The organism is Arthrobacter sp. YA7-1 (assembly GCF_025960325.1).
Lineage (GTDB): Bacteria > Actinomycetota > Actinomycetes > Actinomycetales > Micrococcaceae > Arthrobacter > Arthrobacter bambusae_A.
Map to the genome: position 1 here is coordinate 1,888,986 of NZ_CP110114.1, position 23,560 is coordinate 1,912,545.

General features: G+C 60.9%; 20 protein-coding genes. 3 read left to right on the plus strand and 17 right to left on the minus strand.

The window, feature by feature from the left end; genetic code table 11:
- The first annotated feature begins 96 nt into the window (after window positions 1-96).
- A complete protein-coding gene (locus OIT41_RS08770) occupies window positions 97-2,445 on the plus strand; it encodes a YncE family protein (RefSeq protein WP_264637818.1) in 2,349 nt (782 codons plus the stop codon).
- 350 nt (window positions 2,446-2,795) lie between these two features.
- Window positions 2,796-2,942, plus strand: a complete 147-nt coding sequence (locus tag OIT41_RS08775) for a hypothetical protein (RefSeq protein ID WP_264637819.1) — start codon at window positions 2,796-2,798, stop codon at window positions 2,940-2,942.
- A gap of 1,544 nt (window positions 2,943-4,486) precedes the next feature.
- Here OIT41_RS08775 and OIT41_RS08780 read toward each other — a convergent pair.
- The 10 genes from OIT41_RS08780 to OIT41_RS08825 all read right to left on the minus strand — a co-directional run bounded on the left by OIT41_RS08780 (window position 4,487) and on the right by OIT41_RS08825 (window position 14,936).
- On the minus strand, window positions 4,487-5,314 hold the full coding sequence (locus OIT41_RS08780; protein WP_264637820.1) for an aldo/keto reductase: 828 nt from the start codon (window positions 5,312-5,314) through the stop codon (window positions 4,487-4,489).
- On the minus strand, window positions 5,311-5,937 hold the full coding sequence (locus OIT41_RS08785; protein WP_264637821.1) for a hypothetical protein: 627 nt from the start codon (window positions 5,935-5,937) through the stop codon (window positions 5,311-5,313). The genes OIT41_RS08780 and OIT41_RS08785 overlap by 4 nt, the downstream gene beginning before the upstream one ends.
- 92 nt (window positions 5,938-6,029) lie before the next feature.
- On the minus strand, window positions 6,030-7,223 hold the full coding sequence (locus tag OIT41_RS08790; protein WP_264637822.1) for a Gfo/Idh/MocA family protein: 1,194 nt from the start codon (window positions 7,221-7,223) through the stop codon (window positions 6,030-6,032).
- 29 nt (window positions 7,224-7,252) lie between these two features.
- A complete protein-coding gene (locus tag OIT41_RS08795) occupies window positions 7,253-8,110 on the minus strand; it encodes an SDR family oxidoreductase (protein ID WP_264637823.1) in 858 nt (285 codons plus the stop codon).
- On the minus strand, window positions 8,100-9,833 hold the full coding sequence (locus tag OIT41_RS08800) for a GMC family oxidoreductase (protein ID WP_264637824.1): 1,734 nt from the start codon (window positions 9,831-9,833) through the stop codon (window positions 8,100-8,102). The genes OIT41_RS08795 and OIT41_RS08800 overlap by 11 nt, the downstream gene beginning before the upstream one ends.
- On the minus strand, window positions 9,830-10,375 hold the full coding sequence (locus tag OIT41_RS08805; protein WP_264637825.1) for a gluconate 2-dehydrogenase subunit 3 family protein: 546 nt from the start codon (window positions 10,373-10,375) through the stop codon (window positions 9,830-9,832). Before OIT41_RS08805 ends, OIT41_RS08800 begins: the two co-directional genes overlap by 4 nt.
- A gap of 13 nt (window positions 10,376-10,388) precedes the next feature.
- Window positions 10,389-11,249 carry a sugar phosphate isomerase/epimerase family protein gene (locus tag OIT41_RS08810; protein ID WP_264637826.1) on the minus strand — a complete coding sequence of 287 codons (861 nt, stop codon included), beginning with the start codon at window positions 11,247-11,249 and terminating at the stop codon, window positions 10,389-10,391.
- 26 nt (window positions 11,250-11,275) lie between these two features.
- The gene (locus tag OIT41_RS08815) at window positions 11,276-12,337 is read right to left on the minus strand and encodes a substrate-binding domain-containing protein (protein WP_264637827.1); all 1,062 of its coding nucleotides are present in this window, start codon (window positions 12,335-12,337) and stop codon (window positions 11,276-11,278) included.
- A 48-nt stretch (window positions 12,338-12,385) separates the two neighbouring features.
- Window positions 12,386-13,432 carry an ABC transporter permease gene (locus OIT41_RS08820; RefSeq protein ID WP_264637828.1) on the minus strand — a complete coding sequence of 349 codons (1,047 nt, stop codon included), beginning with the start codon at window positions 13,430-13,432 and terminating at the stop codon, window positions 12,386-12,388.
- 1 nt (window position 13,433) lies between these two features.
- Window positions 13,434-14,936, minus strand: a complete 1,503-nt coding sequence (locus OIT41_RS08825) for a sugar ABC transporter ATP-binding protein (protein ID WP_264637829.1) — start codon at window positions 14,934-14,936, stop codon at window positions 13,434-13,436.
- A 132-nt stretch (window positions 14,937-15,068) separates the two neighbouring features.
- Here OIT41_RS08825 and OIT41_RS08830 point away from each other — a divergent pair, with 132 nt between their 5' ends.
- Window positions 15,069-16,322, plus strand: a complete 1,254-nt coding sequence (locus tag OIT41_RS08830) for an ROK family transcriptional regulator (protein WP_264637830.1) — start codon at window positions 15,069-15,071, stop codon at window positions 16,320-16,322.
- Here the strand turns inward: OIT41_RS08830 and OIT41_RS08835 are convergent.
- The 7 genes from OIT41_RS08835 to OIT41_RS08865 form a co-directional block, all read right to left on the minus strand.
- On the minus strand, window positions 16,319-16,678 hold the full coding sequence (locus OIT41_RS08835; protein WP_264637831.1) for a hypothetical protein: 360 nt from the start codon (window positions 16,676-16,678) through the stop codon (window positions 16,319-16,321). The two genes, OIT41_RS08830 and OIT41_RS08835, sit on opposite strands and share 4 nt — an antisense overlap.
- A gap of 379 nt (window positions 16,679-17,057) precedes the next feature.
- Entirely contained in the window at window positions 17,058-18,053 is a 996-nt protein-coding gene (locus OIT41_RS08840) for a sugar phosphate isomerase/epimerase family protein (RefSeq protein ID WP_264637832.1), read from the minus strand.
- A gap of 218 nt (window positions 18,054-18,271) precedes the next feature.
- A complete protein-coding gene (locus OIT41_RS08845; protein WP_264637833.1) occupies window positions 18,272-19,132 on the minus strand; it encodes a sugar phosphate isomerase/epimerase family protein in 861 nt (286 codons plus the stop codon).
- Between the two features lie 29 nt (window positions 19,133-19,161).
- Window positions 19,162-20,190 carry a zinc-binding dehydrogenase gene (locus OIT41_RS08850; RefSeq protein ID WP_264637834.1) on the minus strand — a complete coding sequence of 343 codons (1,029 nt, stop codon included), beginning with the start codon at window positions 20,188-20,190 and terminating at the stop codon, window positions 19,162-19,164.
- 21 nt (window positions 20,191-20,211) lie between these two features.
- Window positions 20,212-21,072, minus strand: a complete 861-nt coding sequence (locus OIT41_RS08855) for a carbohydrate ABC transporter permease (RefSeq protein ID WP_264637835.1) — start codon at window positions 21,070-21,072, stop codon at window positions 20,212-20,214.
- Window positions 21,072-22,052 carry a carbohydrate ABC transporter permease gene (locus tag OIT41_RS08860; RefSeq protein ID WP_264637836.1) on the minus strand — a complete coding sequence of 327 codons (981 nt, stop codon included), beginning with the start codon at window positions 22,050-22,052 and terminating at the stop codon, window positions 21,072-21,074. The genes OIT41_RS08855 and OIT41_RS08860 overlap by 1 nt, the downstream gene beginning before the upstream one ends.
- 39 nt (window positions 22,053-22,091) lie before the next feature.
- Complete coding sequence (locus OIT41_RS08865) at window positions 22,092-23,519, minus strand: ABC transporter substrate-binding protein (RefSeq protein WP_264637837.1); 1,428 nt, start codon at window positions 23,517-23,519, stop codon at window positions 22,092-22,094.
- Window positions 23,520-23,560: the final 41 nt, after the last annotated feature.

Consider the following 23,560-nt stretch of genomic DNA (forward strand, 5'->3'; position numbering starts at 1 on the left):
ACGCTGGTTTGCGCAGATATGGTGGTGGGTCGAATAGAGATCTGGTTTGACATACGGGTGCCCCCGGGTACCTCCCAGCAGGATTCGGCCACCGCGGTGAACACTCTTCTGGAGCTGCAAAAGCCGCGTCTTGTGGTCGATGCCGATAACCCTCTACCCCCAGGTAACGCGATTGTCACGCGTCTAAGTTTCTTTAAAACATGGTTCTTGGCACTAATTGGCCTGGCTCTGCTGAGCACTCTGCCATCTCTTCTCTTCGATCGAGCTACTGGGGAACGATTGCTCTCCTTCTTCTCGCGTTATCGGAAGGGTCCAGGTCACACCGACATCGAGCCCGCGGTCAGCGGCGTCAAAACGCGCTACCGCGCGCTTGGGCTGGCCCGCTTCGCTGTTTTGGTTTGGGTCCTGCGGCTGTCAGAAGAGTTGAATACCGGTCCATTCGTGACATTCGGCATGATGTTCGCGACGTACCTGATCACGGTTTTGATCGCTCGCAAGATCATGGGTCGTTTGGTTCGACCGCGACGGTCCAAACCCCTGTCTCCCACAAATATTGCGTGGTTGGGGGCCGGCCTGCTCGGTTCTCTTCTCGTCTTCACCTCCGCACTGTGGTTATTCGACATCGGCGCATCACTGGCCGGTGGCGGCATCTTGCCCGAAGGGCCTAGCTGGGTCGCGAGTCGGTGGGGAGTTGCTCTCCAATTTTTGGCCGCTAGCTTGTTTTTTCTTGCCTTTACTCCACTTGCTCTCGCCCGCAGGATGGTCTCGCGGCGGCAACGAAAAGAGCCTTGGAACCCCCAACAGGCCCCGGTGCTATTCCTGCGCTCCTTCGTGGACGACAAGATCCGCATGCGCTCTCACGGGTTGGATCGAGCCGGCCTCGTCGATCAACTGGCGTTACGGCGGTGGGAACGGTTTGAAGAGGTTGCTGCGGTCTCGCTCTCCAAATACGGACCGGTGCTGGCCGCCAGTACGCCTGGAGAACGCCTTCCCCCAGGGCTAGGTGCCACCAGAATTGAGTTTAGCCACGAGGACTGGGAGACAAGAATTTATGAGCTGATGGAAAGCTCGATCTTTATAGCAGTGACGCTTGGGCGCTCCGAAAATCTGGTGCTGGAAATGAACCGAATCAGGGATTTGGGGTACTTGCACAAGACCGTTTTCCTCATCCCGCCAGTTAAGAAAGCCGAGCGCCGCCGCCGGCTGGCCGTACTGGCCCAGACTTTGGCATTGTCGTGGCGTTCCCTGGATACCCGGGGCGCTGGGAGAACCGTGGTGGCCGTATGCCTTCCGCTTGGTTCCTCGGAACCTATTGTGGTCACTTCCCGGGGCCCAGATGACTTGAGCTACGACGAAGCTATCGCCGTTTGTGCCGATGCGTTGAGGCGAGCAGGCGACCGCCTGGATGAAGAGTTCGTCTTTTCGCCTGACATCAAAGTCAACCCTGATGATGCGAACGGTGTTTCAGTGCCACCGCTTGCAGAAGTGGTTGGCGTAGGCAGGTCCAAGCCGCCGCGAACGTGGAAGCGCAATCCGTGGGTTTGGAATGCGATCCTGCAGGTCTGCCTCATATCGATTGCAGTACCGTACTTGAATGGTGATCCGCTCGGTTCTGGTCTGGCACGCTCGAGCATTGAAATCGCCCAAGGCTACTCCGTTACTGAGGTCGCGGGACAGGAGGGTGACATCGCATGGACTATTCTCAACGGCAGCAGAATAGCCCGGGCGGACTTCCTTCAAAGAACCCTAACGTCGGTCGGAAACTTACCCGTCCCGATCAGCACCGCTGCCGTCCGTGACGGCGTACTCTTCTACGTCTCCACACCTACAGGCAAAGTCGGCGCCTGGAAACTCGAGAGTCAGGAGCTTCTTTGGCAACAGGAGTTGGGCCTGGGGGTTCGGTCCTTGGCATTTGACGGCAACAGCCTCTTGGTGACGTCCCCGGCAACGGGCGAAATCGTTGCGCTCGGAATTGAAGACGGCCGAACGATCCGCCGGTCTTCAGTCGGGGGGGCTGTGTGGGATCTGACGGTCTCCGAAGCCTCAATAATTGCCGCGATACCCGACCGGGGTGAAGTCGCATATCTGGACCGCAAAGACCTTTCTGTCACATCTACGATGAAGTCCGTGGCCAGCCCTTCGCGTGTAATTATTTGGAACGGACTTCCGCTGGTACACAGTCAAGTGACTCACCAGCTCGTCCCGGCCGATCAAAAGGTCGGAAGCCCAACGATCTGGACCAAACGGCCGATGGCCGAGATCGCGACGGATGGGAACACTCTCGTGGTTGAGGGTGTGGAGCAAATAAGTGCCTTCGCGCCGGACGGGCTCGTGCGTCGATTCCTTACCGAGGGCAACCAAGGCACAGGCCTATCGGTGCGTGACGGCGTCGTGGTCGTCGCTGACGGCCAATCTCTCGTACAGTTCAAGGCCAAGCAGAGATAGGGCGACAGAACCAAACAGTGAGCGCGTGCAGGGCGAGGCCTGATACCGGTCCTGTTGCCAGTCAGGGTGGTTGGCTAGGCCTCCGGTGCGGACCTGGCCGCAGCGAGGATTCCCCGCGAACGGTACAAACATATCGATTGCGGATGAGCGGTTCGATGATCATCTGAAGATTCCGAGAGGAGGATCGTGATGGCAAAGATCATCGAGGAGATGTTGGCCAAGCGGCCTGTTGACCGGGTTGCTGTGGATGCCCACAAGAAGCGCCTGCTCGATAAGGTCCGTGCCCTACCGGCTTCGTGATTTCCGAGAGGCATCTGACTTGACGCAGGTAGAGTTGGCTGCGCGACTGAATGTCAGCCGGGACAAGCTGGTCCCGCATCGAGTACGGCGACAGCGATCTTGCCCAGGTCGACACGCTGCGGAAATGCGCCGAGGCGGCCGGTGGTCGGCTTCGGGTCGAGGTTGAACTCGACGACGAACGGATCCAGGTCGCCTGACACGGCAACCCCGGACCCTTACTAAATTCACCCCTTGGTTTCGCTGGGGGGAGGTTCCAGAGCGAAAAAGGGGGTGTTGACAATGTCAACACTTTTCCCGTCGGTTTGGGAGTTACGGCCTCCGGACTGCTCCGGATTCCGCATGCTTTCGCCGGCTCCCAGTGTTTACAGGCGAGGGAATGCAGTTCGAGTCCCACCTTGGGCACAGCATTCCCCCTCGTCAGAGGGGGTTTTTGCCTTAACGTGTGTACAAAGCTTGTGGCGTCCCTCTGACGCTGGTTCGCGGGCCGTAGCCTGGCCGCCGCGGTGGCCTATGAAGATGTGTGGGTGGCGGGTTCAGTGCCCTGGCTGGTGGGCCTCCATCTGCTCTGGGGTGGGGTTATGCGGTTCCTCGTTCCGGTTTTGTTGGATTGGTCGCGGGTGGCCAACATCTGTTCATGGTTCGGGGTCCGGGGTACAACATGATGAAACCGACCTTGGCGGCGATGTGTCTTGAAAGGCCGCACTCGGTCGTAAGGGGGCTGCGCCTGTCCACTTTGTCCTCCCAAAGGGGGTGTGGACACTGTCCACACCTACGTCTGCTTTTATGGAAGTGCCTATGGCGGTCCGCACCTGGGTCTTTCGACGTACATGCGCTCAATGCAGGTGCGGGAAATAGGCGACGGAGGAGCGCCGAACGAAGTTTGGATCGGGTCCGGCGCAAAGCGCCCTGGGTGCGCGCAGGACCAGCCCAGCGATGATGGGGCGGCAGATCGACACGGCGAAGACGCATCGGGCCGCCCACTTAGGCTGGAGGGGAATCGTGATCGAGCGCGTAGGGGCAATTCTATGCGGCGCGGGCCGTGTTCAAATGACTTCAGGTCCCAGTTGGGCTGCCGCCAGCTCGGTGGTCCGCTGATGCCCACCCTGCCGGCCGATGCTCGCCAAAGGCAACGCCCTTTTGGACGTCACCGCTCAGCGGCCTTGTTGTTTAAGGGCCTTCTGCGTCGACTATCCGCTGATACACCGCGCGTGTCTGTCGTATTCTAGCGGCGTTCTGATGGCGGCCGCGCGGCTGCGCCGAGGGCCCGGAGTGCAACTTGGGGGATCGGCGCTCGACGCCCTGCTTTCGCGGAGAACCCGCCCAGCGATCATGGATCATCAGAACGACAAACAGCCAACCACGTTCTGCTCCTTCATGGTCGCTTGGGAGGGATTGGCATTACGTGCTCCGTTCGGTCTGGTTCTCACCGCGAGGGTGGCCCGCGCGCCGCGGTGAGCTTCCGGACGCGCTTTACTGGTCGACCCCCCGCCTTAATCCAGAGCCACGTTCCCGACGGGTCCGTTGGTCCGTGGCCTGGTGGTGAGTGTCGCAGCAGCTACGAGGAAGCCTAGTAGGCTTGCCCGCGACGGCGTCCTTTGGGTTATCTCCGCGGGCAGTGGGCTCTACTCTTCCAAAAGAAGTCCAACCCGGGCGGATTCAACATTCGCCTGAATGCACCAGCGGCCGCGAGATGAGGTCGACGCTGGGCACTCTATGCGGTACTTCGCAAGCCTCGAATCGGCTAGCCGAAGTCGTCGGGGTTGTCGCCGGTACGTTTCCCATCATCGAGAGCCCGGATCGCGGCGTAATCCTCGGTGTCGAGCCTGAAGTCATAAACGTCCAGATTATCCTTCATTCTTTCCGGTGTGATGGATTTCGGGATCACTACGTTGCCAAGGCCCACGTGCCACCGGAGAACCACCTGGGCCAGACTCCTGGAATGTTTCCGCGCGATTTCCTCCAATTTCAGGTTTCCAAAGACTCTGCCCCTGCCGAGAGGCGACCAGGCCTGAGTGAGGATGTTGTGTTCGGTATTGAACTGGCGCGTCTGTTCGTTTTGAAAGCCGGGGTGGAGCTCAATCTGGTTGACGACGGGACGGACGGTCGTCTCCCTGAAGAGGCGCGCCAGGTGATGCGGCTGGAAATTCGATACGCCAATCGACTTCACTCGGCCCTCGGCAAGAAGCTCTTCCAAAGCCAGCCACGTCTCCACATACTTGTCTTTCCCGGGATGAGGCCAGTGAATGAGATACAGATCCACGTAGTCGAGCCCTAGTGCGGCCAGACTCCGTTCAAATGCTGCCGCCGCGCTTTTGGAGCCGTGGTCATCGCCCCAAATTTTAGTCGTGACGTGGACGTCCTCGCGAGGCACACCTGAGCGTCGGATGCCTTCGCCGACCCCGGATTCGTTGGCGTAGAACGCGGCGGTATCTATGCTTCGGTATCCGAGTTCCAGTGCGGTCACCACGGCTTCGGTCGCTCGCTGGTTTCGGGGACCGTCGATTCCGAGACCGATCTGCGGGATGGTCTCCCCGTCGTTCTGATGTAGTCGCGGTACCTGTGTGGTCACAGTGGAGCATCCTTTCCTTTTTCGAGTGTTCTGACCCGGTGTTGGTCCCATCTCCAGACCTGCGGGCCGGATTTGAGGCGCCCTTCATAGAAGCTGACGTCTTTGCAGGTCCACTCGGAACCGAGCGTCCAGGTCTGGACAGACGAGGAGTAGTAAGCGAAATCGTTGTCTCGCCAGATACGGAGGTTTGTAAATATTCGTGAGGACCTGACCGGCTCCTGCGGGCGCGGGAGGAGAAATTCTTCCATGTCCTTGGAATCGGAACGTAAGGGCTCGTCATCTACGTACAGGGAAGCGTTGCCCAGCAGGTCGCGGAGAAATTCCCAGTCATGGGCATCCAGTGCAGTGCACCACAATGACAAGAGGTTTTCCACGTGGTGCCGGAGGGTCACCATTGCCGCCAGATTCAGCTCTAGGCACATAGGAAGCGCTCCGAATTCCTTGTCCACTCTGGCTGTGCCTGATGTCTCCTTCTGTCCGGTGTGGGAGGGCTGAAGATCGTCACGATGATGAGGCTCCTTGCCCCGGATTTCACTGACAAGCCGTGGCATCACAGGGTTGGCAGTAATGCTTTTCACTGCTGTGGTCCTCCTGTCATTGCCACCGAAATTGGTCAACCGCATCGGAACGTTGATCTGGGCACCAGTCCGTGCGGGCACTAACCACGTACGGGTTGGAGTCGGCCCGGCACCCGTGCCCGGCCGACTCCCGGCAACTAGGGGACCAGGGCGGGTTCTGCGGCCCATGGCGGCTGGATATCCTGGTCAAGTTCGACAACGATCGGCTTAGCGTCGGTCAGGGTCCACTCGGGAAGGAACACCCGTTCCCCGCCACGCATGGCCGATTCGTGGGAGAGGATGCCGGAACAGGTAATGTTCGCGGCCTGGACGGCGTTCGGGAATGCATCTGCCTCGCCGAGAACAGCCTGCAGCAGACGGTGGGCCAGGTGGGGGTGGGAGCCGCCATGGCCTCCTCCCTGCACGAAGGAGCGGTGTTCCGATTCGCCCCCGGCCGTATACACCCCGGCAGTTGTGAAATGCCGGATTGGCTTCGGCAGCCGCTCGGCGAAATCCGGGACCTGAATCCGTTCCGGAGTCTCGCCACGATAAAGAACGTGGGCCGCGTCCTCGGTCTGTGCCCATTCGAAAGACCGGATGGATCCGTATACATCGAAACTTTCGCGGTATTCGCGCGCCACAGCCCACAGGTGCCTGGTCACTTCCGCACCTGTATCACTGTCAAGGAACTTGATGTGGGTGGATTCAATAGCGAAGGGGGAGCCGTACTGGCCCTTCATCTTTTCGAAGACGCTGCCCGAACCGAGGCATTGGACGTACTCGGCCTGGTTTCCGGCCAGCCCGAGAGTGGGTCCGATCGCGTGGGTGCCGTTATACATCGGTGGCATGCCATCCCAGTAGGATGGCCAGCCCGTCATGTCCTGATGGTGGGACGCACGCAGGAACTGGACTTTTCCGAGGGCGCCGTTCCGGTAGAGCTCCTGGAGGTAGAGGAATTCCCTGCTGTAGAGGGTAGTCTCCATCATCATGTATGTGAGCCCGGTTCGCTGCTGGGCATCGACGATGCGCTTGCAGTCTTCTACCGAAGTCGCCATTGGTATGGTGCAGCCGACGTGCTTGCCGGCTTCGAGGGCTGCGACGACTTGGTCGGCGTGCAGCTGCAGAGGCGTATTGATGTGGATGACGTCGATGGTGGGGTCGGCCAGCATTTTGTCGTAGTCGGTGTATCTGACCTCGACGCCGTACTGATCACCGACCTCGTTCAGTTTGGATTCGGTTCGTTGGCAGATCGCGTACATTTCGGCGTTCGGGTGCTGCTGGTAAATCGGGATGAATTCGGCGCCGAATTCCAGTCCGACGATGCCGATCTTGAGGACCTTTGAGGATGGCACAGGATGCCCCTTTCTGATGGTACGAATGCTTATTTCTTGCTCTCGCCGGCGTCAACGGTCATTTCCAGACCGGTGACCAGGCGTGCTTCGTCGGACAGCAGCCACAGCACGGCGGCGGTGGTGTCCGCGACTTCCAGGTCGGCGTCGATCAATTGCCCGCCGCGGAAGCCTGCCAGCAGTTGCTCCCGAGGGACGTTGTTCAGTTCCACCATGGCCGTCGTCATTTCCGTGTTGATGCCCCCCGGAAGGACGGTGTTGCAGCGGATGCCGTATTCCCCCAGTTCCTGGGCCAGTGAGGTGCCGAGGCCTCGGAGGGCCATCTTCGCGGCTACGTAGTGGGCCAGCCGCGGCACGGCCTTCATACCCACCCCGGAGCTGATCAGCACCATGGCCGAACCCGCTCCGCGGTCAATCAGGTGCGGCACGGTTGCCTTGCAGGTGTAGAAAACGCCGGTGAGGTTGATGTCGATCATCGTTTGCCAGTTCTTGACCGGCAGTTCCCACGTGCGGTGGAACCCGTCAGTGATGCCGGCGTTGCCAATGACAAAATCAATTCCGCCCAGTCCGGCGGCGGTGTCCGCCGCGGCGCGTGCTAGACCGTCGTAGTCGCGCACGTCAACTTCGAAGGACAGACAACGCCGGCCCAGGGCAAGGACGTCCTCTTGGGTCTGTTTCAGGTCGGCGCTGGTGGCGGTGTTGTAGTGCGGATCGTCCACACGGCCAGCGGACCCTAGATCGACCAAGGCGATATCCGCTCCTTCACGTGCAAGGCGCAGCGCATGGCTGCGGCCCTGTCCGCGCGCCCCGCCAGTGACAAACGCCACCTTGCCGGCAAACCTGGGCGGAGTCGATGGATCCACGGGCCCGGTGGAGAGGTCATGAAGCACGGATGACCCCCATGTCGGCGGCGTCTACGCCCAGCTTCTTGAGCAGATGTTCCGCGCTGAAGTAGGCCAATGCCTGGATGGTCTGGTTCGGGTTGTAGCCGCCGTAGCTGACGAACTGGCCGCCTCCAATTGCGTACAACCCCTCGCACTCGTGCACCTGGCCGTAGATGTCCGTCACTGACGTGGCGGGGTCCTCACCCATCCGGTGAACCCCGACGTCGTGGGTTGAGAGGTGGTATGGGGGCCGGGGCGAATCCATCCAGTAGTCCTTCGCGCCCATCTCGCGGGCGATTTTCTCCTTGTAGCGGCCCATCAGGGTGACCGAGTTCGCATCGTGGTCGTCCCAGTCATGCGTGATGCGCAGCGCCGGCTGGCCCCAGCGGTCTTTGATCGTCGGATCCAGATCGGCGTAATGGCGCGCGTACGGGAAATTGGTGGTCTGCGAGTACATGCGGTGCATGTGCGTGTAGTTATCCCGCAGCCAATGCTTGAGGTCCCGGCCCCACTTGCGGGTCCGGGGATCCATGTTGTGGTAGGCCTCGATGGGCTGGAGGTCCCCGACGACGCTGATGATGGGAGATCCCCAAAGGACTCCTAGGTCGTTATTCGGCACAAGTTCGGACGTAAAGTCGTCCACCGCGCTGGAGGCGTTGAACGTGCCCAGAAACGGGTTGGTTGGCTCGGGGAGGATGGAAGTGAACCAGCCAAAGTTGTGGGTCATGAAGTGCCGACCCACCTGGCCGTTGCTGTTGATGTCCGAGAGCAGCATCAACCGGACGTTCTCCAGGGAATAGGCCGTCAGGATGACCGTGTCGGCCGTCGCCTCCCGGTACGTGCCTGTGCTGTCGAGGTAGCTCACCCCTGTTGCGCGCTTGCCGTCCGCGGTCCGGTTGATCCTCAAAACCCGGCTGAGGGGCCGGAGGTCCAAATTGCCGGTCGCCTTGGCTGCCGGCACCGAGGTGACCTGGGTGGTGGACTTTGCCTTGACGTGGCACGGGTAGCCGTGGCAGAAACCGCAGTTCACGCAGGCTGGCCGGCCCTTGTATTCTTGCGAGTTGATGGCCAGTGGCTGGCGGAAGGGGTGGAGGCCCATCCGCTTGGTTGCCGCCACGAAGGGTACGTCCCCGGGACCCTGTGTGACCGGCGGCATCGGATAGTCCCTGCTGCGCGGCGGCTCGAACGGGTTGCCGCCTTCGGGCGTCACCCCGCCGGTGTTGCCCAAGCCGGAGATGCCCTGCTCGTATTCCACCCGGTCGTAGTACGGCTCCAGGTCAGCGTAGCTGATGGGCCAGTCCGCCAGTGTGGAGCCCTCCGGCAGTGCCTCGGCACCGAAACGTTCAGCGATGGCGCTCTTCATCCGGAAGTCGGCTTCCCTGAACCGGTAGGCAGCGGCACCCCAGTGGAGGGTGCCGCCTCCGGTTCCAATGGAGGGGAGACCGTACAGAGGCTCATCATTGCCCAAGGCACCGGCGGACCACGGAAGGATGCGGGCCGTATCGCTGTCGGAGGCGCGCCAGGTCACCGGATCGACGTTCACCCCGGCGACTATGGCGCCCCGCTGGTAGTACCTGATTTCGTCCTGCTTGATGGCGAAGTCTTCCTCGGTGTAGTCCTGGCCCTTGTCCAGGCCAAGCACCTTCAGACCGGCTTTGGTCAGTTGCTCGGCCAGAATTCCGCCGGTGGACCCCATGCCGACGATGATGGCGTCGAAGTTTTCGCTCATTGTGCTCCTCCAATACGGGAGTAAAGATCCTTTATGGTCAGCATCGGAATGGTTCGGGTATTGAAGTCCGGAGCCATTTGCGTGGCCGTGTACCCCCACTGGGCTCCGGGAAACCCAACTAGTTCCCAGCCCACCAGCTCCCGGTTTCCGCCATATGCAGGATCCCCGAAGAATCCCTGCATCGTGTGTTCCCGGAGGATGCGGAAGAACTGGCCCGCGAAGTCCGAAGGATCCCGTTCGCTCAGCTCAGCCAGTTGCCGGACAACCTCTTCCTGCTGGCCGTCCGCCAGATCGTGGAACCGTCCCTCGGTGACGCCTGCCGTGAACTCGGCCAGTGCGATGAGACCGCTGCGGTACACGGGCTGCAGCTCGCGGAGGAATCCCGCCAGAGCCTTATCGATGTATTCCGTTACCCCCGCCTCCCTGGCACCCGGTGAGCCTGGCTCGGACGGGATGATCTGCCCCACGAGGGCATCAATGACTGCTGCTTCCTCGCGGTTGAGGAACGTCAGGGGAAAGTCGAGCACAAATTTCGACTCCATCTCCGTCGTCCTCCTATACCTGAGCGCCCAAGCGCATCTTCTTGCGTTCCTCCACGAGCGGGCGCAGGAAGTCGATGCCTGACCGCGCGTCCTCGTCCGGCTCAATCCCACGCTGGTGGAAGCCGGTTTCCATCGTCAGGTACCCGTCGAACTTGATGTCCAGCATGGCGTCCACCAAGGCCGGCCAGTCACCGATGCCCTTACCGGGAGGCAGCCGGTCGTTGTCGGAAATGTGGATGTGCTTCAGGTTCTCGCCCATCTTGTAGACATAGTCCGTGTTGACCTCGCGGCGGTACATGACGTGGAAGGTGTCGAACATGAGTTTGACGTTGTCGCGGTTGACGTCTTCCATGAGTTCGATGGCATCGTCGGCGCTTTCGCACAGGTTCGTGTCGTGTGAGGTGGGCTCGATCACAAGGGTCACCCCGGTGTGGGCGATCCGGTCTGCGATTTCCGTGAGGCATTCACGGGTCCATGCCCAGGCCTGCCGCCGGCTCGTGCCGAAGATCATCCATCCGGGCAGGTAGATCAGTGTCTTGCCCCCCCACTGGGCGGTAAGCTCAGCCAACTCGACGTAATGCTCTACAGTTGCTCGGCGCTCTTCAATGTACGGCGAAGCCGGGTTGTTTCCGGGGCCGCCGGAAGGAGCCGGAAGCATGCTGGAAAGCGAAAGACCATGTTCATCAAGGAGGTCCTTGATCTCGGCCCGCCGTTCAGCTCCAAGGTAGGCCGGGTAGGCATGCGGGGCTGCGCCACCGATCTCGATGCCGTCGTACCCCAGCTTGGCGATCCGCTTGATGGTCTCCTCGAGCGTGTAGGAGGGTACCCAGACAAAGAAGCTCGAGTAGGCCCAGGTGTTGTAAGAGATTTTCATGATTTTTCCTTTTGTCAGTCGAGGGTCTACTGGGGGGCCTTGCCTACGTACTGGTCGACGCTTTTCTGATCGATCAGTGTTGAGTCGAGCTTGATGCGGGCATCGACTGGTTCGCCTGCGCACAGCTTTGCAGCGGCGATGGTGGATTCCTTGACGACCAGCGGGTATCCGACGGTCGCGGTGTAGCTTCCGTTCTTAACCATCGTGAGCGCGTCGGCCTCTCCGTCGATTCCGAAGACCTTGATTTCACTTTCGCGGCCGGCTTCTTTGATTGCTTGGATGGCGCCGAATGCCATCTCGTCATTGTGGGCGTAGACGGCTTGGATTTTGCCTTTTCCGAATCGCTGCAGCATGTCTTCCATGACTTTGAGGCCGGTTGCGCGGTCGTAGTTGGCGGTCTGGGTGGCGATGATCTGGAGGTTGGATCCTTGGATACCCTGGCGGAATCCTGCGGCACGGGTGATCGTCGGGGAAGCACCGAGGCTGCCGGAAAGCTCGACGACGTTTCCGGTGCCGTTCAGTGCAGCGACCATGGCTTTGCCGTCGGCGACGCCGGCCTCGGTGTTGTCTGAGCCGATATAAGTCGAAACATCGGCATTTACCTGACGGTCGGCGGAGATCACCTTGATACCGGCCGCGCTGGCCTGCTTAACCACACCAGCGAGTGCATCGGCATCCTGGGGGGAGATGATCAGGACCTTGATTCCCTGCGCGATCATTTCGGAAACCTGGCTGGACTGTGTGGTGGCGTCCCCCCGGCCGTCGCTGACGGTGACTTTCATTTTCGGGAAGAAGGCTTTGGCGAATTCGGGGATCTGTTGTGTGGATTTCGCCCCGTAGGGGAAGGAGGCGCTGCTCCAGGAGACTCCTACCTTGCAGTCGACGCTCGCGGGGTCGGCTTTGAGCTGAAGCTGGGCGGTGCATGTGGAACCGCAGTAGATACTCGGGGCGAGCTTGGTTCCGACGGCTTCGTTTGAGGAAGCGGCGGTGCTCTGTCCGGTGCAGCCTGTGGCGAGCAGGGCCACAGCGAATCCTGCTGCGGCAATGCCGGCGTATGGCTTGATCGGGCGCTTTTGGGTGTGCATCATTGCATCCTTCACTTTTCGGTGTGGGTGGTGACTTGGAATGGGCGGGAATTACTTGGAAACAGGTGCTGACATTGTTGGGGCGTGAGTCGTTGCGGCTTTCGGGGCTTCCGTTCGGCGCTCGCGGAAGCGGCGGACTCCTGCGCGGGCGGCGATCAGAACGGCGATCACAATGACTGCGCCTTTGACTATTTGCTGGTCGAACGGAGAAATTCCCAGCAGGTTCATGATGTTGGAGAGGATGGCCAGGAGGATGGCGCCGAAGACCGTTCCGACGGCCCCGCCGATGCCTCCCATCAGGCTCGTGCCTCCGATGACCACAGCGGTGATGGCGTCGAGGTTGGAAAGGCTGCCTGCAGTTGGATCACCGACTCCAAGCCGTGCGGCCGTCATTACGCCGGCCAGCGCGGCACACAGCCCGCTGATGGAGTACGCGGTGATCACGGTTCTGGTGGTTTGAACCCCGGAGAGTCTGGCTGCTTCCATGCTGCCGCCAATTGCGTAGATGAACCGGCCAAACGCGAGGTACCGCAGGGCCAGGATTCCGATTATTGCGACCAGGAGGAAGACGAGGAATGGTCCTGGTATACCGAAGACGCTGCCGCTTCCGATGAAGTCGAAGAACGCGTTCAGATTCTCGAACTGTTTGGGGCCGCCATCGGTAAGACGGAGGGAAACACCTTGGATTGCCACCATCGTGGCCAGCGTCATGATGAACGGCTGGACCTTCAGTACGGCAACGCCGATTCCGTTGACCACTCCAGCGGCCACGCCCACAAGCAACCCGGCCACAACTGCCAGGGGCACGACCAGACCGTTGTTAATGAGGAGAGCGGTGGTGACACCGGAAAGAGCGAGGATGGAACCCACTGAAAGATCGATGCCCCCCGTGAGGATCACGAAGGTCATCCCGATGGCAATGATTCCGACAATCGCTGACTGCCGCCCGACATTTAGGAGGTTGCTGGGCTGGAAGAACGAAGGGACGGCCACGGCGACGACGATGACCACAATCACCAGGAAAAGAATCGGTAGCCAGTTATTGCGTAGCTTCAGGGACAAGCTGTTCGACGCCAGCCCGGTTGTCTGAGTGGACATTTTACTTACCTCCAACGGCGTGGAACATGATTTCTTCTTCAGTGGCTACGGCGCCTTCGAGTTCGGCCGCGACCTCCCCGTGGTACATCACCAGGATTCGGTGACTGAGAGCCAGGATCTCGGGCAGTTCCGAGGAGATCACGATGATGGCCAGGCCCTGTCGGCATAGTTCGTGGATCAATTCGTAGATTTCCTGTTTGGCGCCGATGTCAATCCCACGCGTGGGTTCGTCAAGGATCAGGACATCGACTCCCGCTTCCAGCCATTTGGCCAGGACCACTTTCTGCTGGTTGCCACCCGAGAGGGTAGCCACCGGGGCGGAAACGTCGGAAAGCTTTATGCGCAGCGTCTGCGCATACCGGGCGGCCAGCCTGCGGTCGCGTCCCGGCGACACGCTCTTCCTCCGGTCCTTCAATGTGCTGACCAGGGGGATATTCATGGCCGTCGAAAGCGAGGTGAAAAGTCCTTGGGACTTCCGCTCTTCCGGAACCAGCCCGATGCCGGCGTCGATAGCCTTGAGCGGATTGCCGGCTTTCAGGTTCTTCCCTTTTAGCAGAACCTCACCGCTGGTGTACATGTCTGCTCCGTAGATTGCCCGCGCAAGTTCGGTGCGACCTGCGCCTCGCAAGCCGGCCACTCCGACCACTTCGCCGGCCCGGACATCGAAGGAAATGTCGTTGAGCACACCCTCACGCGTGAGGTGTCTGACTTCCAGAACCGTTTCTCCCAGGGTGGCGTTCACTTCGCGTTCACCTCTAGTGAATTCCCTGCCCACCATCTTGGAAACAAGATCATCGTGGCTCGTCTCGGAGATCTTCCCAGCGCCTGTCAGCTTTCCATCCTTCAGAACGACGTAGCGATCCGCCAGACCGAAGACCTCTTCGAGTCGGTGGGAAACGAAGATGATGCTAACGCCTCGTTCCTTCAGACCGTGCACGAGCTCCAGCAGGTGATCGACATCCTCGCCGCCTAGAACTGCCGTGGGCTCGTCGAGGATCAGAACCTGCGCGTTGCGGTGCAACGACTTCGCGATCTCAAGCATCTGCTTTTCGGCCACGCTCAACTCACGCACCTTGCGGTTGACGTCGACGTTGAGACCAAGGCTTCCTAGAAAATCGCGCGCCTCGCGCTTGGCGGCCTTCCAATCAATCACGCCCTTGCGAGGGTAGGCGCCGAATACCAGGTTTTCAGCGACGCTTAGGTCTGGGAAAAGATTCAACTCCTGATAGACCGTGGCGATCCCGTGGGCTTCGGAGTCCTTGGGGCCGTGAATCTGAACCGCGTTGCCATTAATCGTGACCTCACCGCTGTCCGGCTGATGCGCTCCGGATAGTATCCGGATCAGCGTCGATTTTCCGGCTCCGTTTTCGCCGATCAACGCTAGGACCTGACCCGCGTGCAGGTCGAAGCTGACGTCCTGCAGCGCCTGAACACCCAGGAAGTGTTTTGAAAGGTTTTTCACCTCGAGACGGGCTACCATTATGCCTCCATGCATCGTTGGCATCTGTAGACCTCTGTGTCTACCGCTGAATTAGCCAATACAGGTACTCTAAGAGAGTCAACAATCAAGAAAAATGTGCCTGATTTATTATTTTTTCAACATAATTAAGGCCTTCGAATGCGCTAGGAGCATCACATGGGTTCGTTGTGGACGGAAGTCGGACTGCTGCATCAGGAGCAAAATCTGGCTCCTGATGCGGTAGTAGCCAGAAGCGTGGTTGCGCGGCTCATCGCGGACGGCACCGACACCACCCGTACGGATCTGGTGAAAGCAACGGGCCTGGCCCGTTCAACTATCGAAAACCACCTCAGTGTCTTGCTCGACCATGACCTGATCGAAGACGGAGGACTTGGGCCCCAAAGCAACCGGGGGCGCCCGGCACAGGCGTTCAGGATAAGTGCAGGCAAAGGCGTCATCTTAGTTGCAGACGTGTCCAGCCGGACGACGAGGCTGGCAGTCACGACGCTCGACAAGCAGATTGTCGCGAGAGATGAGATCTTCACGTCCGTCGACGATGGTCCGGACCAGGTTCTGGATGCAATCGCCAGCTCCTTCGAATCGATGCTAACCAACAACGCGCTGAGCGAAAAAGATGCCCTTGTCATTTCGGTTGGTCTCCCCGGACCTGTGGATGCCAAACTCGGCATTGCCGTCCGCCCCCCGCTCATGCCAGGGTGGGACGGGATTGGGGTCTGCAGGTTCTTCGCACAGCGCTTCGGCTGTGACGTCATCGTCGATAATGACGTGAACCTAATGGCTCTAGGAGAAGCTCGCTCCTACCGCGGAGAGTTCCTGCCCCTACTAATGATCAGCATCGGCACCGGAGTAGGCGGCGGGTTCGTCAGCGAGAGCGGGCTTCTGCTGCATGGAGCCGACGGGGCGGCCGCCGACATTGGGCACACTAAGGTGCCTGCAATGCTCGACGCCCTTTGTCGCTGCGGAAATCATGGCTGCCTGGAAGCAGTTGCATCCCTTGGCGCAATGGCGGACCGGGTCTCAGGACTTCGCAAAAAGCCAGTAAGTGAAGGCGAACTCTTTGATCTGCTCGTACGGGGTGATCCCACGACCGTGAGCGTGGTGCGTGAAAGCGCCACAATAGTGGGTCAGGCAGTTGCAGACCTAGTCAATTTCTGTAACCCAGCCCGCATCGTTCTGGCGGGTGCGATCACGCAGTGCACGGAAGACATTCTTGCCCAGATCAGAAGCGTCGTTTACCAACAGGCCCAACCGCTGGCCACACGCAATCTATCTCTGATGCACAGCACACTCGGAAACGAGGCCGGCCTCATAGGGGGAATGATATCCGGCATTGAACAAGTCCTGTCGCCGCGCGGTATCGCCTACCACACCCGCCACTCGGACTCAACGATGCTGCCACTCGGTCTCTAACTGAACGAGGGATAGACCAGATCAGCGTCAACCCATTCGTCCACTCCGGGCAAGCCGGTCCGTTCGCCTCCCCGGGCGTTGATGAGCGTGAGATTCCCTCCTGCCAGGGGGGCCATGGCCCGGATGGCATGGAGGCTGTAGCAGCCCAGGTCCATGAGCGCTCCGCCCGCGAGTGGCACTGACCACCGGCGGTCTTCGGGTGGCGGGGGCGGAATCATCACCAGGGTTTCCACACGCTCCATCTCGCCGAGTTCCCCGGAGGCGCCCAGTTCGTGGAGTCTCTTCGTGACAGGGTGGTAAAGATGACGGAAGCCGTGGACGACCTTGACGCCGGCGCGTTTGCCTTCGTCCTGCACTTCTCTGGCTTCTGCTGCGTTTGCGGAACGGTTTCTCTGACAGGACGTGTTTTCCCGCCGCGGTGGCCGCTAGGTTCCATCGTTCGTGCAGCGAGTTGTCCAGCGGGTTGTGGACCCGCTTCGATCTCCAGGTCACTGACAGATCTTCGTAGGAGCCGAGTACCCGTTCGACGCCGTACCGGTCGCGGGCAGGGACGACCACCAGCCGCGCACCTGTCAGCATGTCAGGTTCAACGATGGGTGTCGGGCTGACGCGGGACGCTCCCAGGATGCCGATGCGCAGCGGTGCTTCTTCTGGATCCATTTGTGGAGTCCTTTCTGGTTACTGATATCGCCTTCGCCTGGCCGTATCGGTCGCGGCTCGTCGCGCCACGGTGAGCTACTGCTTGAAGGCGGCGTCGAAGCTGGTTTGGGAGGGCGGGAAGTCGTATTTTTTGAGGTTGGCGAGGGCTTCTGGGGCGCCGTGGAGGCGGTCCATGCCGGCGTCTTCCCATTCGATGCTGATGGGCCCGTTGTAGCCGATGGCGGTGAGGGCCCGGAAGGACGATTCCCAGGGCACGTCGCCGCGTCCGGCGGAGACGAAGTCCCAGCCGCGGCGGGGGTCGCCCCAGGGCAGGTGGGAGCCCATGACGGTGTTGCGGCCGGTGGGGCGCAGCTTGGTGTCCTTGCAGTCCACGTGGTAGATCCGGTCTTTGAAGTCCCAGATGAAGGAGACGGGGTCGATGCCTTGCCACATGAAGTGGGAGGGGTCCCAGTTCAGGCCGAACGCCTCCCGGTGCCCGATCGCTTCCAGGGTCCGGACGGTGGTCCAGTAGTCGTAGGCGATCTCGGACGGGTGGACTTCGTGGGCGAAGCGGACCCCGCAGTCGTCGAAGACGTCCAGGATGGGGTTCCAGCGGTCGGCGAAGTCCTGGTAGCCGGCCTCGATGACCTTCTCGGGGACGGGCGGGAACATCGCGACGTATTGCCAGATCGAGGAGCCGGTGAACCCGACGACGGTGTCCACGCCGAGGGCTTTGGCGAGGCGGGCGGTGTGTTTCATTTCCTCGGCGGCGCGTTGGCGGACGCCTTCGGGGTCCCCGTCGCCCCAGACCTTGGCCCCGACGATCCCTTGGTGGCGGAAGTCGATCGGGTCATCGCACACTGCCTGGCCCTTGAGGTGGTTGGAGATGGCCCAGACCTTCAGGTTGTATTTGTCCAGGACGGCGAGCTTGGATTCGACGTAGCCGGGTTCGTCCCAGCGCCAGGCGTCCAGGTGGTCCCCGGACACGGCGATTTCCAGGCCGTCATAGCCCCAGCCGGAGGCCAGCTTGGCGACTTCCTCGAAGGGCAGGTCGGCCCACTGGCCGGTGAACAGGGTATACGGGCGGGGCATTGGTTCTCCTTGGCCTACTGGATTGTCCGGCGTGCGGCGGGTCGGCGGTGCGGCGTCGACGCGTCGGGATCAAAAGGTTGTCGGGTCGGCTGTGGCAGCGTTCGCTGCCGAGGCGGATTTCCGTTCCTGAGGTCCGGGGAATGCAGCTCGGGCTAGGGCCGGCAAGATACCGGGCATTGCCGCTGCAGGCCCCGGACCGTGTGGGGAGCCCGGGATTCTCAGAGGGATTGGACTTTCTTCATGCAGTCCCTGACATAGGCGTCGGAAGCACGAAGATGCTCACCGATTTTTTCGAAGCTCCACCCCTGCGTGCCATGGCATTTGAGGCTGGCCACGCCTTCATAGCCGACGTGCCGCAGCGTTCCCAGCATCACGGAGTGGTCAAGTGTTCCGTCGGGGCGGGGGAGTTGCTGGTCGGCTGGGCCGAAGTTGAGCCCGTCGGTGCCGTGGCGGTAGGCGCGGTCGATGTCCCAGATGTAGTAGTAGAAGAGCTTCTTGCGTTCGGCGAGGAACGTGATCGCTTCGCTGATGGTGTCCTGCATTACCCACAGGTGAGGGGGAGCGACGCAGACGCCGAGGTAGGGGTCGTCGATGTCCCGGATGAGCCGTTTCATCTGCGCTAGCGTGTCAACGCCTTCGTCCCACCGCTGGTCTTCGTTGGCACCGGATTCGAAATCTGCGGAGAACGGGACGGTGAGATGGTTTTCGACGGCGATGCGGACTCCACGGCGCGCCCCGGCTTCGACGATGGGTGGCAGGAAGGTGGAGACGAAGTCGGGATAGTTGGCTTCGCAGTCGAAGATGAGGGTGTCGATTCCGAGGTCTGCGGCGAAATCAACGCGTTCAAGGATCTCATCCTGGGTCTTTCCATACACGGTGAGACCGCAGGGTTTGACCCCGTATTTGTCCAGCACTCCGAGGATTTTTCCCGGGTCATCTCCCGGGTTGACGTGGTGGGCCAGCGGAGCGGCCGAGGACCAGAGATTGACTTCTTTGAAGCCGATCTCGGCAAGGTCGCGGATCGAGTCTTCGAAGCCGTGGTCGTGGTAGGGGACGAGTTCGGCGGCATATCTGAACATGGGTTTTCTCCTTGGGGGTCTGACCGGGCTTACCAGACGAAGACGGCTTTTTCGGTTTCGCGTCGGTCGAAGGCGCGGAAGGCTTCCTCGGCCTGGTCGATGGAAAAATCGTGGCTGATCAGTTTTTCGACCGGGATTTTCTGGTCGATGACCAGGCGGACGATTTCTTCCCAGTCGCCGATTGGGAAGTACCAGCCGCCGACGACGGTGAGCAGCTTTCTGAGCATCTGATCGCTGGGGTTGATCTGCGTAGCCCGCGACTCACCGACGAAAGCGACGGCGCCGCGCTTGGCGGCGGCATCCAAGGCAGAGTTCTGCCCGGCCGGATTGCCGGAACAATCGATGCAGACCTCCGCTCCGCGGCCCTGGGTGAGGTCCCGGATCCGCTGGGCGGCGTCGGCTGTTGTGCTGTTAATGACGGCGTCTGCGCCGAGCGAGCTGGCCTGTTCGAGGCGGTGATCTATGACGTCGACGGCGATCACGCGGGCGCCGAAGGCCTTGCCGATGAGTACCGCTGCGGATCCCATAGGTCCCATGCCGAAGACGGCGACGGTTTTTCCTCCGGCCACGCCGAGCTGCTTCTGCACATGGTATTGGCTGCCGACCATGTCGGTCATCACCGCCCCGGCGCGGAAGCTGAGTTCGTCGGGGAGCTGAAGACAGTTGCGTTCGGGCAGTACGAAGTAGTCGGCGTCGCCGCCGTGGACGTCGAAGCCAAAGCATTTCCACTGCTCGCAGAGCATCATGTAGCCGCTGAGGCAGTGCTCGCAAAATCCGCAACCCAGGGCAAGGTATCCGGCGACGCGGTCGCCTTCTTTGACGTGGGTCACGGCGTTACCGACCTTGACGACTTCCCCGGCTGCCTCGTGCCCGGGGATTACCGAACCTTGGCCGGCATCTTCGCCTCCGACAATCGGGGTGCCGTAGTAGATGCTCATGTCGCTGCGGCAGATCGCGGAGGCACGGGTGCGCACCAGCACCTCATGCGGTCCCGGGTTCGGGAGCTCGCGTTCCACGACGGTGACTCTTTTGTCGCCGGGTAGGATGACTGCTTTCATTTTTTCTTCTCCAATACTCATTTACTTGACCGCACCGAAAGTCAGGCCGGCGACCATCTGGCGGCGCAGCACGACCATCAGCACCAGGATGGGCGCGACGATCAGGGTCGCAGCGGCGGTGATGTTGCCCCAGTCCGTGCCGTACATGCCGGTGAACTGCTGCAGGCCCACCGGAGCGGTCTTGGCTCCGCTGCGGGTCAGGGACAGCGCGAACAGGAATTCGTTCCAAGACAAGACGATGGTCAGTACAGCGGCCGTCGCGACGGACGGCACGAGCAGGGGCCAGATGATCCGGCGGAGCACTTCCCATGTTGAGGCGCCGTCGACCATGGCGGCTTCCTGGATCTCATAGGGCAACTGCAGGATCGAACTGCGCAGGATCCAGACCACGATGGGCAGGTTGAAGGCAGCGTACGGGATGATCAGGGCCGGGTAGGTGTCCATGAGCCCGAGCTTGCCGGCAAAGACGAAGACAGGGATGACGGCGACGATGGGAGGGAACATGTAGGTCGACAGGATCCAGGATGAGAGTCCCTTGCGGGCCCGGAAATCCCTCATGGTCAGGGCGTAGGCGGCAGGGACCCCTACGAGGATGGCCAGGGCGGTGGCGCCGAGACTGACGATCGCACTGTTGGTGAGCAACTGACCGAAGCTTTCGGATTTCCCGCCGCCGGCTGACAGCACGGAGGCGTAGTTGTCCAGGGTGGGCTGGAAGATCCAGGCCGGGGGGATTTGGTTGGCGATCCCGGCCGGCTTGATGGAGGTGATGAGCATGAACAGCAGCGGCACGAGGCCGATCAGGAGCCATGCCCATAGGAAGGTACGTCCGATGATGACGCGTGCCACGGCACCGCCGCGGCTGGTTGATGATGTCGTTGTCATTACATTTCCTCAGGGTCTGCTCGGCGACCGATGATGCGCAGCATGAAGGGGATAAGGAGCGAGAGGATGATCAGGAAGACCACGCCCAAGGCGCAGGCGAGACCGACGTTGAAGCTTTGAAGGCCGACGCGGAATATGCCGAGGTTGATGATTTCGGTGGACTCACCGGGACCGCCGCCGGTAAGGATCTTGAACGAATCGAAGGTTTTGAAGGCCTGGATGGTCCGCAGTACGGCTGCGATCGCGATGAACGGCACCATGGCCGGAAAGGTGATGTGCCGGAACATCTGCCATGGGGTCGCTCCGTCTACCATGGCTGCTTCCCGGGGCTCGCCCGGCAGGGACTGAAGGCCGGCCATCAGGATCAGGGCGATGAACGGGGTCCATTGCCACATGTCGAGAATGACAAGGACGATCCATGCTGATGTCGGATCACCGAGCAGGTCGATGCCTTTGGGGAATCCGAAGACGCCGAGGTAGTAGCCTACCCAACCGTAGTTGGGGTTCAGCAGCTGCTTGAAGACCATTGCCGCGACCGCCGGGGTGACGGCGAACGGAAGCAGCATGAGGGCGGCCCCGACTTTATTGGCGCGGGTCTGGGCGGCCAGCGGGAGTGCGAGGGCGAAGCCCAGGATCATCTCCAGGATCACCGCGACCGCGACGAAGCCGAACGTGATCAGGAATGCGTGCTGGACCGAGGCATTGGTGACCGCCTCAATGAAGTTATCCAGTCCAACGAATTTGCCCACACCCCCGAGGATCTTGTCGTTGCGGAAGGCTGAGTAGAAGATAAAAACGGCGGGTGCCACCGTCATCAGCAGCAGGACAACCATGGCCGGGGCCATGTACACCCACGGGGTCGAACGCTTTTTCCAGGTCAGCGGCTTCCTGCCGCGCGCACCGACCGTGGTACGGCCGGCCGCGCGGCGGGAAGCGTCAACCGTCAAGGTCGCATCCAATGGTGCGGCGGTTGCTTTCATAATCGATACTCCTTGGGCGACCTTGAACGGTCTGATGGGTTAGTAGCCGGCCGATTTAAGGAGGGCCGAAACCTTGTCTGACGCGGACTTGAGGGCGTCCGATGGCGAGGAAGCGCCGGTTGCGGCGTTGTTCACTGCGACGGCCACCTCGTGGCTGGCTTCGGTGTAGTTGGTCAACCGTGCGCGGCCGACGCCTTCTGCGAGGGATTTTCCGAGGGTGTCGTAGAAGGGTGCGAGGGGGTTATCGCTCTTGATACCGGCAAAGACGGAGGCCCGGCTGGGGTGCAGGGACTTGGCGGTCATCGTCGTTTGCTGTTCGGCGGCAGTCAGCCAGCTGATCGCCTGGTAGGCCCATTCCTTGTTCTTGGAATTCTTGTTCAAGCTCAGCATCCAGGTACCGAAGTGGGGGCCGGCAGCCTTGCCGGTGGGGACGGGGGCGTAGCCGATGGTGCCGCCCTTGACGTTGTCAGCGAGCTTAAGGTCGTGGTAGTTGATTGTCATGGCGGTCAGCCCGCTGCCGAACGATTCGGCTGTCGTGCCCCAATCCGCTGACGTGCTGCCCGGCGGGACATGTCCGCTTTGCGCCAGTTTGGCGTAGTACTCCAGTGCCTGGACCCCTTCGGGGGTGTTGAACGTGGGCTTGCCGTTCTGGTCCGCCAAGGTGCCGTCCCCGCCCTGGGAGGCGAGCAGGGTCTTGAAGTCGTCCGTGGCCCAGTCTCCGACGCCTGCCATGACCGTGGTGCCGTAGAGCTTCTTGTCAGGTTGGGTGAAGAACTCGGCTACCTGGGCATAGTCGTCCCAGGTCTTCGGGACCGTCAGCTCCTTGCCATACTTGGCTTTGAAGTTCTCCTTTTGGGTCGGGTCGTTGAACAGATCGCTGCGGTAGGCCATGACGGCCACATTCGATTGGATCGGCATCCCGTACACGTCGAATCCGGCGTTCTTGATCGTAGCCGCATCGGGCTTTGCCGTGGGATCCGGGTAGCGTTTGATTGGGGAATCAGCGTTGTAGACGGCTGTGTCGTAGAACACCTTAGGGATGAAGTCGCCCACGTTTGCCTGCGGGCTGTCAGGGTTCAGGGCACCGTTCTGGAGGTACTGGCTCAGGGGTTCGAGATTCTGCACCAGGGCCGGCGCCCACGGAGTGTCGACGACGACGATGTCGTAATAACTGCTGCCCGAAGCGAACTCGGAGAAAACCTTCTGCTGCAATGCGTCGTACGGCTGGTTGTCGATCTTCAGATCGATGCCGAACTTTTGCTTGAACTGCGGCACCAACGACGCGACAGCTGCGCTGTTGGCTTCATCGGTGGTGTAGAGCATCCGCAACTCCGTCGGTTTGGCCGCGTTGGTGCTGGGTGCTGATGACCCGCCGGTGCATCCGGTTGCCAACAGGGTCACCGTGAGCGCGGCTCCCAAGCCCGCTACTATGCGTGATCGCTTGATGCGATCGAGAGAACGGATCATGCTACTGCCTTCCTTAAATCGTGAGGCGCTCCATGCGCCGA